The following is a 15,119-nucleotide window of genomic DNA, read 5'->3' as shown; positions in this document are numbered from 1 at the left end:
CCTAACTCAGTCTTAATGTTTAGCTTTCGTGTAGGTAACAACGAACAAAGTGGTTATCGGCTAATTGAGTCACACCTGGCAGCTGCTCTTTACACTTGTCCATTGCGTGAGTACAACGACCTGCAAACGGGCAACCTGCGGATACTGGAGTCCAAAGTGGAATCTCACCTTTGTTACCTGCCAATTGTTCGTGGATCGATTTCTTAGGATCTGGAACCGCAGAAACCAATAGTTGAGTGTAAGGGTGTTGAGGGTTAGCAATAACGTCATCGGTATCGCCCCATTCCACCATATGGCCGACGTACATCACTGAAAGATCCTCAGCAATATAACGAGCCGTAGCGATGTCGTGAGTGATGTAAAGCAGAGACATTTGCTTCTCGAACTTCATCTCTTCCATCAGGTTCAAAACACCAGCACGAATTGAAACGTCTAGCATTGAAGTTGGTTCATCCGCTAGAACAACCTCAGCACCAACCGCGATATTACGTGCTAGGTTGACACGTTGACGCTGGCCGCCAGACAGTTGGTGAGGGTACTTCTTCGCTGTCTCTTTTGGTGGGATCAGGCCCACTTGCTCTAAAAGATCGTAAACGCGTTCTTCTAGTTCTCTCTTATTGCCCGGAGTTACCTTCTTGTGGATCAGGAGTGGTCGAGCAATGTGGTGGAAGATATTGTGTGTTGGGTTGAGTGAACCAAACGGGTCTTGCCATACCATCTGCACACCCTCACGGTAGTGCATAAGATCTTTTCTGCTTGAGATCTCTTGGATATCGCGGCCTTTGTATTCAATCGTACCGCCTGAAGGCGCGTACATCTTTGCGATCATTTTTGCTGTTGTTGATTTGCCTGAACCCGATTCACCAACGACCGCTAAACCACGGCTTTTGTACATCTTGAATGACACGTCGTTGATTGCACGCATCATTGGGGTTTGAATAGTGGTACTGCTTATTGGGAAGTCTTTTACGACATTCTTACCTTCTACCAATAATTGACCGAAATCTTTGCTCATAATTGTCTCCAGAATCCTTGTTCGCTTTGCTTGTTTTTAGGCGGTCGAGCCGCCTGTTTAGTTATTCACGCTGAGAAAGCGTGCAAGCTATAGCTTCCTTTGTACTATTGGGTCGCCGTACAGGTGGCAGTTAGACAAATGTCCCGGTTCGATAGAACGCAGCTTGGTTGGTACCTTGGTACAGGTTTCATGTACACGGTCACAACGAGCTTGGAAGCGACATCCTTCAGGAATCTCTAATAGGTTCAGAGGGTTGCCCGGAATACCTGCTAGTTTTGTCTTTGGCCCTGTTAGTGGAGGGAAAGAACTTCCCAGCCCTTTGGTGTAAGGGTGGTAAGGGTTTTCTAGAATATCTTGAGATTTAGCGACCTCGATGAGCTCACCTGAGTACATGATGCCGATGCGGTCAGAGAACTCGACCATCAATGACAAGTCATGGGTGATGAACAGAATCGAGAAGCCAAACTCTTCTTTCAGTGCATAGATCTTTTGTAGGATTTCGCGTTGAACAACCACATCAAGCGCTGTCGTTGGCTCATCCATAATGATCAGCTTTGGATTCAGTGCTAATGCGATAGCAATAACCAAACGTTGACGCATGCCACCAGAGAATTGGTGAGGGTAGTCACTCAATCGGCTTGGGTGAATATCTACGATTTCTAGTAGACCTTCCGCACGTTGTTTAGCTTGCTCACGAGTCATGTTGGTGTGACGCATGATTACGTCACAGAACTGCTCTTCCATTGGTAGTACTGGGTTGAGCGCGTTCATCGCACTCTGGAATACCATCGACATCTCGCTCCAACGGAACGCTTGCATGCGGTCATCACTGTACTCAAGGATGTTCTCACCGTTGAAGATAACCTCACCACCACTGATGTAAGCAGGCGGCTTATGTAGACGCATTAGCGAGAAAGCAACGGTTGATTTACCACAGCCAGACTCACCAGCTAAGCCGAATACTTCACCTGGCGCGATATCGAAGCTTACGTTGTTACACGCACGAACATCGCCAGACTCTGTGATGTAATCCACGCATAAGTTGCGGATAGAAATTAGTGGTTCAGACATGATTATTTATCTCCGCTCCAAAGTGCATTTTGTGGTGGTAGTTCTGGTTCACGTTCTTCTTTGTCTTGAGCTGCTAGTTTCTTCCAACGCTTCATGCCTTTGTGAGAACGCAGTTGCGGGTTAGCAATTTCATCGACAGCAAAGTTAAGCAGAGCAAGACCCGTTACGAGTAATGTCAGTGCGATACAAGGAGCCAACAGTTCCCACCAAGCGCCAATCAGCATTGATGAAGAGGTTTGAACGTTGTAAAGCATGATGCCCCAGCTGATTGTGTTCGGGTCACCAAGACCTAGGAACGAAATCGTAGCTTCCATCATGATTGCGTACATCACCGAGCCGATGAAACTCGCACCAACGATAGAGATAAGGTTTGGCAGAATCTCTACGAAGATGATACGGAATGAAGATTCACCCAAAACTTCTGCAGCTTTTACAAATTCTTTTTCACGTAAAGCTAAGGTTTGGGAGCGAACAACACGGGCGCCCCAAGCCCAGGACATAAAGCCGATAACCAAGGTTATGGTGAGTGGCCCTGCCTCACCTATAAAGGCTGCAACGACGAACAGCAGTGGGTATTGAGGGATAACCAACATAATGTTCATTGCGGCGGTTAGAACGTCATCGACACGCCCACCGAAGTAGCCTGCAGAAACACCAATAACAGTTGCTAATAGACATACGGTTAGACCCGCACCAAAACCTACAGCAAGAGATACGCGTGCGCCGTATACCACTTGAGACCAAACGTCACGCCCCATACGAGTTGTACCAAGTACGTGGTCTGCCTTTTTAGACATAATCAATGTACGACGGTCATCTGCTAGGTTTTGAGCAACCCAGCCATCAGGGTTAGTTTGTGCTGATTTAACAACGAAGCCAGGGTATTCGTGTGGATTACCTGTACGCTTGTCTGGTACATGTTTAGTGATCAATGGAGCAGCAAGTGCGCCAAGGATGAAAATACTTAGGATGATGACGCCTGTTAGTGCCATCGGGTTACGCCAAATGAGTTTTAGAAAGTCTTTCATGATTATTTACCACCCTTACGAAGACGAGGGTCAAGAACAACGTAAAGCATGTCTGCAACTAGGTTAAAGAACAGCATGAATAGCGTCATGATAAGTAGTTGACCTTGCAGTACTTGGTAGTCACGAGCGTTAATTGCGTTGAAAAGTACGCTGCCAAGACCAGGGTAGTTAAAGATGATTTCGATAATTAACTGACCACCGATTGCCATACCTAGTGACATTGAAAGTGCTGTCACACTTGGTAGCATCGCGTTACGAGCTGCGTAGTTGAATACCACTCGGTTTTCGCTCAGGCCTTTGCCTTTCGCCATGGTGATGTAGTCTTCTGCTAGTAGGTTGATCATGTTGTTACGCATGTTTACTAGGAAGCCACCAATTTGAACAACAGAAGCACAGAACAGTGGTAAGAAGGCGTGGTAAGCGACATCTTTAATGAATGCCCAGCTTGTCCAATCAGGCATAGTACCTGCGGTGTAGGCATAACCAGTTGGGAACCACTTCAAGCCAATCGCAAAGGTAAATAGTGCAATCATCGCGATAACAACTTGAGGAACGGCTTGTAGAATCAGCATCCCTGGCGTTACGAAGGCATCGTATTTACTGCCACGTTTCCACGCTGCGAAAATACCTAGGATTGAACCAATCGAGAAAGAAAGAATAACTGCGGTGCCAGCTAAGAAAAGCGACCAACCGAATGCTCCGCCCAACAGTGTGTTTACAGAAAGTGGGTAGAATTGAATTGATGTACCAAGTTCCCAGCTCAGAATGTTCTTCATGTACGCTACGTATTGAACCAGTAAGCCACCATCAACGAAGCCTAATAGTTCTTTCATTGCAGCAATACGCTCTGGAGTAACTTGTACAGAAGCGTTCGCAAACATCATGGTAACTGGGTCACCAGGCATTGCTCTTGGAATAATAAAGTTTAACGTCGCAGCAACTAATAGCGCGACAAAATAAAATGACAAACGTCTTAAAAAATAACCCATAACTCACACCTTACTCACCCAGATTGTTTCCCTGTTTCTGGATTCAGGTCGCTCCTAGCGAAATTTGGAACGAAAAATCCCCTGACGACTAGCGCCATACTTTCAATTGAGAGTGTGGGGATTTTTATAAGCGGCGTAAGAGGTTACGCCGCAAGGATTGAACGATTACTTATTTAACTGGTTTTAGGTCCAGTACATGAAGTAGACGCTCTGGAATACCAGCCCAAATGTTTGGACGGCCTTTTGGATTTTCTTCGTTCCACCAACCAGTGAAGCGAGTTGTGTTGTATTGGTACATGTAAGCACCAGACATCACAGGGATTGTCACTTGGTCTGCAGCGATGATTTGCTGGATACCGTGTGCAATATCTAGCTGCTCGTTCTTATCAGCTGTTTTGTAGAAGCTGTTTAGAAGACCATCTAGCTTTTCGTTTTTGTAGAAGTGCATTGCGAAACGAGGCATACCATCACCAGATTGTAGTGACGAGTTGTAAGCACTGTTCCAGTACGTGTATGGATCCGCACCGTGGAAGTAGTTTGTGTATGCTACGTCGTATGTACCTTCAAGCATTGCTTGGTTGTACACAGAGAAATCTGGCGTACGAGCTTTCGCTTTAATACCGATTTCGTTTAGCTGTTCTACCGCTAGTTGAACTGTGTTGTTGAAATCAGTCCAGCCGTTTGGCGATTGGATCATTAGTTCGAAAGACTTGCCAGATGGAGTGTCAACAAAACCATCTTTGTTTACATCTTTGAAGCCAGCGTCAGCAAGAAGCTTTTTCGCGCCTTCAGCGTTGTAAGTGTTGAAGCCTTTGTACTTGTCATGAGTTTTTTCATCAGACCAAGCTTCAAACGCGTAACCAAGACCCGATGCGAAATCGTTCACAGTACCGCCGCCGTAGAATGCGATGTCGATGATAGTTTGACGGTCAAGAGCCATAGAGAAAGCACGACGGAAGTCAACGTTGCTCAACGCTTCATGCTTCGCAGCATCAGGGTGTTTGAAGTTAACGATGAATGCCTGTGTACCTGCTGGCGGGTACCAGTAGTGGTGTTTAGGGCTAGCTGCTGCGTATGTACGGTCGATATCTGGAACGAAAGAAGACGTCCAGTCCATTTCACTGTTTACAACTTTACCTAGGAACTGGTCGTTGTTCGCAATTTGTGGAACACGTAGACAGTCAACATCTAGGTTGTCTGCATCCCAGTAGTTCGGGTTTGCACACTGGATGTATAGTTGCGCTGTAAACGTATCGATTTCTGTAAACGGACCAGAACCAACTGGATTTTCATTGGTAAACGTTGATGGATCTTTAACGTCTTTCCAGATGTGCTTAGGTACTACAGGTACTTTAGCAATCTCATAAGGTACGTTCGAGTTTGCTTCTGTTAGGCTGAACTTAACTTGGTTGTCGTTCAGTTTTTCTACAGAAGTTACCCAAGAGTTGATACCAGATTGGTCAAGCTCAGGCTTCTCTTTTACAAGGTTGAAAGAAAAAACAACATCATCAGCAGAGAAAGCTTCTCCGTCAGACCATTTAACACCCTTACGAATGTCGAAAACTACGCTCATCAGATCATCTGACATCTTGAAGTTTTCAGCTAGACGGAACACTGGAGTGTTACCGTGCATTTCGTTAAATACTACTAGCGGCTCATACATGAAGTCAGTTGTAGTATGTAGGTTAGTAGCACCAAGGTACGGGTTAAAGTTACGTACGAATGTAGTGTACTCTTTCGGGTGAACGGTCAGTTCACTGCGTTCTGCAGCTGTTGCTACTGATGCAAAACCTGTTGTAGCGGTCGCAATAATTGCTGTTGCTATTGCTGTTTTTTTTATATTGGCAAGCATAGCTGTTCCTTACTATTTGCTTTCATTTCACTAATGGATTGAATGTTATCTGTCGCTAAATGGTTTAGTAGATACACACTCTAGTTAAAGGCCTACCTCTTCTTCGTTGCTCCAGATTCATCGTTGATTCCGAGAAGTGGTAAGAGTGGCCTGTAGGCCTTTGGCAGGAGTAAGAAAACACCTTATCGATGAATTAATCAAACTCGTTTCCCGTCAAAAACGTTAAAAACACATAACCACACGTCATTAACGTCAAAATAGGGTGGTTTGATGGTTTTTTGCACGCAATTGTTATGGTGATGTGACTCGCAATTGAATTTGTATTGGTAATTAGATGTTAGTGCTTACTCACTTTTTGTCCTTTTTATTATATAGCCTTGTGCTGTTTTAATGTAATTGTAGATCTTGGTCACTTGCTAGTTTTACGTTAAATTTCCCTAGAAAATTAAATCTGCCGTTCTGTTGTGACTCGCTTCTCAAACTGCAACAAAGAGTCAGCTAATGGTTAAGAATGGTGAAGAAAAGGGCAAGTAACCGTGAATTTTAACAGTGCTGTTTGAGCTCAAGTAACGTGATATTTCGCTTGTTTAATGATGTAAAAAAAGTGGTTTTAAGGAGGTGTTATTGTGCCTTTTACTGGAATGCCATGCACAAAAAAGCCCACGCGAGGTGGGCTTCATTATTCGAAGTATCGTGATGTTAGTTCAGGATTAGCTGGTTAGTAATTTCTGTAGCTTGTCTCTGAGCATCTCAATGTGTGTTCTTTCTGGTGTCTGCTCTTTACAGTGTTCGAGTATGAATTCGATAGAGCTCAATACCGTTCGCCAGCGAGGTGTTTTCGGCAGCGTTTCTACGCGTAGATATTTATCTAATGTTCGCGTTTGAAGCGTACTGCGGTCTAAATAGACGCGCCATAAGCCACTCTTTTCTGCGAAAGCAAACTTGGTTTCACCAGTCACCGATTCCCAGTAGATGATGGCATTAGTCATGGCATCCACTAGGACTTCACGCATTAATTCTTGCTTGTTTTTCCCTTCTCCAGTCGCTTTATCTGCAAGGCGAGTAAATTCACCACCGAGCTCCTTGAGTTGTTGCAGCTTGTCCTTATCACCTTCAAAGGCATAGCTAGAGAGTGCTTCAACAGCCGTCTCAAGGTTATTGATACGGTTTGAGTTAACGCCACCACCGACATTGAAGATGTACATGGTGTCGAGCCCAGAACCTTCTGGCAGCTTGAGGATGTCACTTGGTATGCGCTGACGGGTATCGTCAATATAGATGTCGATATCACCACAATAGTGTGCCTGTTCCACCTTAAGGTACTTAGGTGCGATGATCTCATCGGCCATGGAGCGCTTAAGTTGTTCTTGTCCACGTCTAAACAGTTTCGCTGCCGCTTCATTGGCAAAGCGAATACGCTGATCATCACGAATACAGATGATGGCTTCTGGAGCCGACTCTAACTGTTCTAGCAAACGTCCTTGAGTTTCTAGCAGGTTAGCTTCAACCATGGCTCTGTGCTTGAGCTCAAGTTGCAATTGGTCATTCTCAAGGCGTCTTTGTTCGGCTTTACTTGCTGATAAGTGAGCCGTGATTCGCGCAGCCAGTTCCTGTTTGTTGAACGGCTTAGATAAGTAATCATTAGCACCTGCTTCGAAACCGCGAACACGGTCTTCTGCTTGGTTGAGTGCCGTCAGCATGATGATTGGCAACTGTGCATGGTCATATTGCTTACGCAGCGATTCACACACTTGATAGCCACTCATGCCCGGCATCATGATGTCGAGTAGAAGTAGTTCTGGCTTCTCTTTCTCAATCAATTCAATAGTTTCAGGTCCGTCACAGGCTGTGCGTACTCGATAGCCTTCTAATTTCAAGAAGCTGTCCAATACTCGTAGGTTGACTGGCTCATCATCAGCGATAACCAGTAGTGGGCCATCAGGGTTCTCACTGATAACACTGTTCTCTTGCTGCGCGTTATCAATCAAATCAGGTGCTTGGAAGTGTGAGTAGCTGCCTGATTCGTTGTAGTTCTTAAGTTCTTCTTCTGTCGCCAAAGGCAGAGTAAAGCTGAACGTGGTGCCAAGCATAGGTTGGCTGCTCACGTACAGAGAACCACCCATTAGCTCGATTAGCTGACGACTGATCGATAACCCAAGCCCCGCACCTTGGCGATAGTTACTCGCATCTTGGCCTGCTTGAATCAGCGGTTCAAAGATGTGCTCAAGGTACTCTGCTGGTATGCCTTGGCCAGTGTCGACCACTTGTACACGGATGTTGTCATCGATAACGCTTGCCGAGATAACGATCTTACCTTCGGATGTGTACTTGATGGCATTGCCGACCAAGTTATACATCACTTGCTCAAGTCGTTGAGGATCGGATGAGACGAGCCCTAGATCGCTTGGAACTTGGTTGATAATACGGATTGGTTTGTTACCTAGCAGGTGATGAGATAACTCAAGCACCAAGCTGGTGGCAGCTGACAGATCAACCGCAGATTTCTTAATATCTAAGCTGCCGTAACGCATCTTGTGGTAATCAAGCAAGTCATCAACCAGTGTAGCCAACCTTTGACCACTATTGATGATGATATCTAACTGGTACTTCTGGTTAGCCGGAATAGGACCATTCGCGCCAGATATCAGTGCTTCAGCAATACCAACCATGCCATGCAGTGGTGTTCTCAATTCGTGAGAGGTGGTCGCTAAGAACTCATCTTTGAGTTTGTTAGCCAGCTGTAACTCTTCGTTTTGTTTTTGAATGGTCTTGAGGTTGTCTTCCAGCTCATCATTTTGGCTCTTGATGAGCTGCATTTTTTCACGAATAGAGCGTTGCATTCGTTCAAAGCTGACCGCCAAGCGACCGATTTCATCTTTACGTTCGGTGTTGATCATTGTCTCATCAAGATCACCAGCAGAAACTTTCTCGGCAGCCCATGTCAATTTAAGCAGTGGTGAGGTGATGAAGTTAGAGAGATAGTGTGATGCGACAACAACCAGAATGATCGCAGTTAGCATCACGATCACGAAGATCTTTTCTAGTTGATGAATACGGGCAAATGCTTCTTTTTCAGGAAGCTCGACAACGAGAGCCCAAGTCGCGTACTTAAGTTCAATTGGTGTATAGGCCGCGATGATCGCCTGATCTAGAGTGTTATCAAATGTGCCTACGGCTGTTTCGCCCGCAAGTGCTTTATCAACCACGTCTAGGCTTAAGTTAATCGACTCTTGAGAGTGCGCAAGGCTACGAGGTAAGTGGTCGCTACCTACAAGAAGCGTTTGAATATTTGAGCTCTTGTTGAGATCAGCAATAAGCTTGGTAATACCGTTGATCGGTAGCCTGAACATCGCATAACTGTGCAGATAGCCCTGCTGTACGATAGGCGCACCTAGCCATGCCGTCTGTTTACCGTTCTCGTCTTTAAAGTCCGACACAATAACTGGTGTGTAATCTTCATTGGATTTACGTCGGTCGGTGACATCTTTAGCGAGTCGTTGAAAGGTAACGCCTAGGTTTGAATCTTTATACTTACCTGTCAGTAAGTTAGTGCCGTAATCGTCATTTTTAAAGACGGAGTAAGCAACGTTACCGTTGATATCAACCAATAGAATATCGTCAAAATCGGAGCGTTTAAGCAGCTCTAGGTAAGCGTTATGGTAGCGCTTGTGCAGTAGGCGATAACGCTCACTGCCAATGTAGCTACTCGACTCAGGAAGAATCGATGTTTTGATTTGATCGCCCGATCCTTGAATGTAGCGTTGCTGCGCATTACTGCGTGCTTCGTCAATATCTAGACCAAGTCGCTGGAAGGCATTGATCAAACCATAGAATCGACCGCCACTGGCATTGGCTAATTCTGAGCGAACAAAGCCCATCACTTGGGATTCTTGAGCTTGCAGGTAATCGACAATTTGCTGTTGCTTAGTATCACGGACTGAAACAAGGTGTGAGGTACTTTGTTCCTGAAGATCCTGACTGTGCGATTGAAGGAAAAATATCGCGATAAGTGTCACTGGAGTAATACTGAGGACAAGAAATGCCAGCATTAGGGTATTTTGAAGGCGCTTAAACTTCTGCTTACGATAAAATCTAAACATAAATTTGGTACTACTTTCCTTTGATGTACTGCTAAAAGGGGCGAAAACAAGTACAGAGAATAGAATTAATGGTTTCCAATTTAACGAAATTAACGAGTTTTTTTACTTTGACAAGTAAGTGGTATTTAAAGCGTGTGCAAAAGCTCACTTTTATAGACTTTTGATAAAAATATGAACAGACAGCGCAGATAATGACCCTGCGCTGTGCTAGAGAGGCTACTTACTTGCGTGGTAGATCGCGAATTTGGTGGTCTTATTTAGAGTCGCGCATTTTCCAAACGCTTGCTCAATAATTGGGATGTATTTTAAGAAACTGTTCGCGACAATAATCATCTCACCAGAACGCTTCAAATGTTTAGGTGCCTGCGCAAGTAAGGTCTCAGTCGCGCTATAACTGGTGTCTAAACCTGAGTGGAATGGTGGGTTACTGATGATGAATTGGTAGTCTTGTGCTGTATCAGAATAAACATCTGACGCGAAGACTTTGCCTGTTAAACCATTCGCTTCCAGTGTGGCTTGGCTTGATGCTACGGCAAATGCACTGATATCGCACATTTCTAGCTCGATATCAGGGTTACGAGATGCCATTACAGCGCCTAACACGCCAGCACCACAACCGAAGTCCAGTACTTTGCCTTTCAGTTTTGGCAAAGTATCCAGCAGTAGTTGACTACCCACATCGAACTCGCCGTGGCTGAATACGCCAGGAAGGCTTTTCACAGTAAGTGATTGCTCACCAATGTTCACCGTGTAGGTTTTAAACCAGTCTTGTAAGTTGAAAGCTTGTGGCTGCTCGAAGCATTGGCCCCAGTAGAAAGAACAGCGACGCGCTGAATCGTATTTTACGACCTTGCCGTAAGGCATAAACATCTTCTCAACACTTTTCACGCCAGAGCGGTTTTCACCAACTACGACAATCTCGGTATCTTTGCCTAGCTTTGCAAACAACATAGCTAACAAATACTCAGCTTCTGCCTTGGCTTTCGGCCAGTAGAGCATCACTAGGTCAGCTTTGGTCTCTTCGGTAAACTCAGCACCGTAAAAACGTTGGATGGTGCTATAACCTTCAAGCTGACGGTAGTAGCTGTAATTAGAGGTAAACACAGAGACAGATTCACAGTGCTTTGCTAATTCAACAGGGAACAAATCTTCAGCCTCACCGGCAACTAAAACATGTTTGCCTTCAAAGTAGGCAAGTTGGCGCTCAGCAATCTGGCTTGGGGCAATATAAGCTGACATAGGACACTCTATTGAATCGTTAGCAAAAAATGAGGGCGGATTTTCGCATAATCCGCCCAAAGCTTGAAGTGTTTAATACTCGTTCGGCAAGTAAGTGATTGAAGAGCGGTTTAACTCTTGTCTTGCTGATTTAAAAAGTCCTTAAACTCTTCATCGTAGATGTTAAATAGAACAATGGTAATCGCAAAAATCAGTGGGCCGTAGATAAGACCAATCAAGCCGAATAGTTGGATACCACCCAGTAGCGAGAAGAAGATCATTAGGGTGTTCATGCCCGCGCTGCCTTGCATTAGAAGCGGACGCAGAAGGTTGTCAATTGAGCCAACGATCGCCACACAGTAGACCGTTAGGAAAATGGCCCACGTAGTATCACCTGTTAGGAATAAGTAGGTCGCCGCTGGGATCCAGATTAGTGCGGTACCGACCACAGGGATGAACGAGGCGAAGCCCATCATTGTGCCCCAGAAGAGCCCTGGGAAACCTGCAATCCACATACCTAAGCCGCCGGCAAAACCTTGTGCAATCGCCGTTAAGAATGAGCCCATAACTGCTGATTTAGAAACTTGCTCAATCTCAGTGAGAAGTTTGTCTTCTTGGCTGCGAGATAGCGGAAGAATATGACGAACCACACTGATGATTTTGTCGTGATCTCTCAACAAGAAGAACAGAACAAACAACATCAAGAAGAAATCCATCAAGAAGTTGGTCGCATCACCAAGGATTTTTGCGCTGATTCCAACAAGTTTAGAACCAAAGCTTGTTGCGAATTCACCGACCTTTTGTGCGATCGCTTGAGGTTCAATATTGTCAAAAGGCAGATAGTTGTTCACGAACGATAGGGCTTTCACAACTAAAGGGTGTTCGAACAGAGTTTGAATGCCGCCGTGTGTTACCCATTGGTAGGTGTTCTGAGAGAACAAAGAACCTTGCTGCACGATAGCTGCAAACACCGCCAACAAAGGGATTACGATAATAAAGGTTAAGATGACACAAGAAAGTAGGGAGACCACGTTTTCTTTATTCGGTATCTTTTTTTCAAGCCACTCATGGATTGGGAACATTAAAAGTGAAATGATAAAGGCCATCACTATCGAGTTAACGTATGGTTCGATAAGCAGGTAACAAGCATAAGCCGCCGCAAGCAGGGCAATGATGATCACCCAGTGGCTGGAATTGATTTTGATTTTTTCTGACACGGTAATGGTCTCTATATTTGCGTTCTGAGTTTATAATGGCTGCAAAACAGAGAGTTAGCAATGAGGAGTTTTGATTATGGGATGCTGTGATAAAGATAAGAAATGCCAAGACGAACAACAGCAAACAAAAAAAGAGATCCCTTGGTTCAGAATGTTCCTTGGTACGCTGATGTTGTTGGTTTTCCTTTTCTGGGAACGTTAGACGCTCTTCGTTAAATTTTCGAACAAATTGACGGGTAATCTAAGCGGAAATACTCGAGTTTAATTTAGTCGATGCATTAAAAAGGGCTGCGTTAATGCAGCCCTAAATTCAATCGGTTAGCGACTTATAAAGTGCTTTCGATTATTTGCTTTCAGCAGCAATGATAGCAAGAGAACGGTCAGCGGCTTCTAATGTCGCATCCAGCTCTTTTGAACCATGAGCAAGAGAAGTAAAGCTTGCTTCGAATGCTGAAGGAGCAAGGTAAACACCGTGATCCAGCATTAAGTGGAAGAAGCGCTTGAAGCGTTCTACATCACACTTAGTTACATCTTCGTAGCACGTTACAGTTTCTTGGTCTGTGAAGAAGAAACCAAACATACCACCAACTCGGTGTACTAGCATCGGGATGCCGTGCTTGTCAGCAAGTTGCTTAAAGCCATTCGCTAGCTGCTTAGTTTTTGAAGCTAGACGCTTTTCGTTGCCTTCTTCACGTAGAAGGTTCAAACATGCGTAGCCAGCAGCCATTGCAACAGGGTTACCTGAAAGCGTACCTGCTTGGTAAACTGGGCCAGTTGGTGCGATGTATTGCATTACTTCTTTACGACCACCAAAAGCACCCACAGGCATACCGCCGCCGATAACTTTACCAAGACATGTTAAGTCTGGTTTGATGTTGTAGTAAGCCTGCGCGCAGCCTTCAGCAACGCGGAAACCTGTCATTACTTCATCAAAGATCAGCAATGCACCTTCTTGGTCACAGATTTCACGTAGACCTTCGTGGAAGCCTTCTACGGGTGGGATACAGTTCATGTTGCCCGCAACTGGCTCAACGATGATGCACGAGATCTCGCCTTTGTTCGCTGCGAATAGCTCACGTACTGAATCTAGGTTGTTGAAGGTTGCTGTAAGCGTGTGCTTAGCAAAATCAGCTGGGACGCCTGGAGAGCTAGGTTGACCTAAAGTCAGTGCACCAGAACCTGCTTTTACAAGTAGGCTGTCTGCGTGGCCGTGGTAGCAGCCTTCAAACTTAAGAATTTTGTCACGACCTGTGAAGCCACGAGCAAGACGAATCGCACTCATTGTTGCTTCTGTACCTGAGCTAACCATACGTAGCTGTTCCATTGATGGGACCATCTCAGATACAAGCTCAGCCATTTTGATTTCAGTTTCGGTTGGAGCACCGAAGCTAAGGCCGCGTTGAGCTGCTTCAATAACGGCATCACGGATAACAACGTGGTTGTGACCAAGGATCATTGGACCCCAAGAGCCAACGTAATCGATATATGCTTTACCATCAGCATCAAAAATAAGTGGGCCATCAGCGCGTTCAACGAAGATTGGAGAACCACCTACGCCATTGAATGCACGAACTGGAGAGTTTACGCCACCAGGAATAGTTTGCTGTGCTTTTTCGTACAGCTCTGCTGATTTGGTCATTGATATATCCTCTTTTGACTGTCGGACCAATTGGCACGCATTGTACCTATCCCTAATCCAACTAGGAATGCTTTCGCCCAGATAATCGCCCGAATCTGGTTGTTTTGTGTGGTTACACGTTTTAATTGCCAGATATTGACGAGTTTACAGCAGTAAAAGGAAGGATCCGGTGGTGAATACTTGAACGTTTCAGTCAGGTATTAGATAATCCCCCGAATATAAGAAAATACTCAACAACACTGGTCTCGAATTAGATTTGTATCATGTTGTTTTTGACACAGGTAAGAGAGGTTGTCGTGAGCGAAGTAAATATCCCATTGTCTTTTTCTGATGCAGCAGCTACCCGCGTACAAACGCTAATCGCTGAAGAAGAAAACCCAGAACTAAAACTACGTGTATACATTACAGGTGGTGGTTGTAGTGGTTTCCAATACGGCTTCACATTTGATGAAAAAGTAAATGATGGCGACACTACGATTGTAAACAGCGGTGTAACGCTGGTTGTTGACCCAATGAGCCTACAATACCTTATGGGCGGCATGGTTGATTACACAGAAGGCCTAGAAGGCGCACGCTTCTTTGTGAACAACCCGAACGCTACAACAACATGTGGCTGTGGCGCATCATTCAGCGTATAGCTTGAAAGATAGCTAGAGTTAAAAGACAGCTTTAGCTGAAAGCTACGCCAGAAGGTTGAAACGCCGAACTTATGTTCGGCGTTTTTGTTTTTATATCCCCAAATTTCTCTTCATAACAAAGCTCGGCTCTGATCAAGGCTTTTGTTTTTCACGCAGCCTCAAAATTGCTAAGACATATTAAGTCATTGCTTTTAAAACCATTCCAACCCTCTATTTTGTCATTTTTAGTACACGGCATATTTTTTAAACTGTCGATAGCGTCCAACTTCGTTTGGTTTTGGTCTGTTAAGGTTACCTATGTGTATCAGGAAGTTGCACATGACAGTGTTTAGCCATTTAGCGCGCCTTAATC

11 protein-coding genes are annotated in these 15,119 nt (G+C 44.9%); 2 read left to right on the top strand and 9 right to left on the bottom strand.

What is annotated here, in order from left to right:
• Window positions 1–19: 19 nt before the first annotated feature.
• The 8 genes from ITG10_RS04765 to ITG10_RS04730 form a co-directional block, all read right to left on the bottom strand.
• Complete coding sequence (locus tag ITG10_RS04765) at window positions 20–1,015, bottom strand: ABC transporter ATP-binding protein (protein ID WP_017063264.1); 996 nt, start codon at window positions 1,013–1,015, stop codon at window positions 20–22.
• An 87-nt stretch (window positions 1,016–1,102) separates the two neighbouring features.
• A complete protein-coding gene (locus tag ITG10_RS04760; RefSeq protein ID WP_017633260.1) occupies window positions 1,103–2,086 on the bottom strand; it encodes an ABC transporter ATP-binding protein in 984 nt (327 codons plus the stop codon).
• A gap of 2 nt (window positions 2,087–2,088) precedes the next feature.
• Window positions 2,089–3,114, bottom strand: coding sequence for an ABC transporter permease (locus ITG10_RS04755; protein ID WP_017633261.1), 1,026 nt, complete (start codon window positions 3,112–3,114; stop codon window positions 2,089–2,091).
• A gap of 2 nt (window positions 3,115–3,116) precedes the next feature.
• Window positions 3,117–4,103, bottom strand: coding sequence for an ABC transporter permease (locus tag ITG10_RS04750; RefSeq protein ID WP_017633262.1), 987 nt, complete (start codon window positions 4,101–4,103; stop codon window positions 3,117–3,119).
• A 169-nt stretch (window positions 4,104–4,272) separates the two neighbouring features.
• Window positions 4,273–5,955 carry an ABC transporter substrate-binding protein gene (locus ITG10_RS04745; RefSeq protein WP_017633263.1) on the bottom strand — a complete coding sequence of 561 codons (1,683 nt, stop codon included), beginning with the start codon at window positions 5,953–5,955 and terminating at the stop codon, window positions 4,273–4,275.
• Between the two features lie 710 nt (window positions 5,956–6,665).
• Window positions 6,666–10,055, bottom strand: coding sequence for a response regulator (locus tag ITG10_RS04740; protein ID WP_017633264.1), 3,390 nt, complete (start codon window positions 10,053–10,055; stop codon window positions 6,666–6,668).
• Between the two features lie 216 nt (window positions 10,056–10,271).
• Window positions 10,272–11,294, bottom strand: coding sequence for a 16S rRNA (guanine(1207)-N(2))-methyltransferase RsmC (rsmC, locus tag ITG10_RS04735; RefSeq protein ID WP_017633265.1), 1,023 nt, complete (start codon window positions 11,292–11,294; stop codon window positions 10,272–10,274).
• Between the two features lie 110 nt (window positions 11,295–11,404).
• A complete protein-coding gene (locus tag ITG10_RS04730) occupies window positions 11,405–12,490 on the bottom strand; it encodes an AI-2E family transporter (RefSeq protein WP_017633266.1) in 1,086 nt (361 codons plus the stop codon).
• 76 nt (window positions 12,491–12,566) lie between these two features.
• On the opposite strand from ITG10_RS04730, the gene ITG10_RS26295 reads away from it, so the two are divergent.
• Window positions 12,567–12,692 carry a hypothetical protein gene (locus ITG10_RS26295; RefSeq protein ID WP_048658168.1) on the top strand — a complete coding sequence of 42 codons (126 nt, stop codon included), beginning with the start codon at window positions 12,567–12,569 and terminating at the stop codon, window positions 12,690–12,692.
• A gap of 141 nt (window positions 12,693–12,833) precedes the next feature.
• On the opposite strand, the gene hemL is transcribed toward ITG10_RS26295, so the two are convergent.
• Complete coding sequence (gene hemL / locus ITG10_RS04725; protein ID WP_017633268.1) at window positions 12,834–14,129, bottom strand: glutamate-1-semialdehyde 2,1-aminomutase; 1,296 nt, start codon at window positions 14,127–14,129, stop codon at window positions 12,834–12,836.
• Window positions 14,130–14,425: 296 nt separating this feature from the next.
• Here hemL and erpA point away from each other — a divergent pair, with 296 nt between their 5' ends.
• Window positions 14,426–14,767 carry an iron-sulfur cluster insertion protein ErpA gene (erpA, locus tag ITG10_RS04720; RefSeq protein WP_004734539.1) on the top strand — a complete coding sequence of 114 codons (342 nt, stop codon included), beginning with the start codon at window positions 14,426–14,428 and terminating at the stop codon, window positions 14,765–14,767.
• The last annotated feature ends 352 nt before the right edge of the window (window positions 14,768–15,119 follow it).

The organism is Vibrio sp. ED004 (assembly GCF_023206395.1).
Classification (GTDB): Bacteria; Pseudomonadota; Gammaproteobacteria; order Enterobacterales; family Vibrionaceae; genus Vibrio.
This window is presented reverse-complemented; position numbering and strand designations above follow the sequence as displayed.

Excerpts from the sequence above, each read along its gene's own strand:
- rsmC (WP_017633265.1), bottom strand. The coding sequence starts at position 11,294 with ATGTCAGCTTATATTGCCCCAAGCCAGATTGCTGAGCGCCAACTTGCC.
- ITG10_RS04745 (WP_017633263.1), bottom strand. The coding sequence starts at position 5,955 with ATGCTTGCCAATATAAAAAAAACAGCAATAGCAACAGCAATTATTGCG.
- ITG10_RS26295 (WP_048658168.1), top strand. The coding sequence starts at position 12,567 with ATGGGATGCTGTGATAAAGATAAGAAATGCCAAGACGAACAACAGCAA.
- ITG10_RS04750 (WP_017633262.1), bottom strand. The coding sequence starts at position 4,103 with ATGGGTTATTTTTTAAGACGTTTGTCATTTTATTTTGTCGCGCTATTA.
- ITG10_RS04740 (WP_017633264.1), bottom strand. The coding sequence starts at position 10,055 with ATGTTTAGATTTTATCGTAAGCAGAAGTTTAAGCGCCTTCAAAATACC.
- ITG10_RS04765 (WP_017063264.1), bottom strand. The coding sequence starts at position 1,015 with ATGAGCAAAGATTTCGGTCAATTATTGGTAGAAGGTAAGAATGTCGTA.
- hemL (WP_017633268.1), bottom strand. The coding sequence starts at position 14,129 with ATGACCAAATCAGCAGAGCTGTACGAAAAAGCACAGCAAACTATTCCT.
- ITG10_RS04760 (WP_017633260.1), bottom strand. The coding sequence starts at position 2,086 with ATGTCTGAACCACTAATTTCTATCCGCAACTTATGCGTGGATTACATC.
- ITG10_RS04755 (WP_017633261.1), bottom strand. The coding sequence starts at position 3,114 with ATGAAAGACTTTCTAAAACTCATTTGGCGTAACCCGATGGCACTAACA.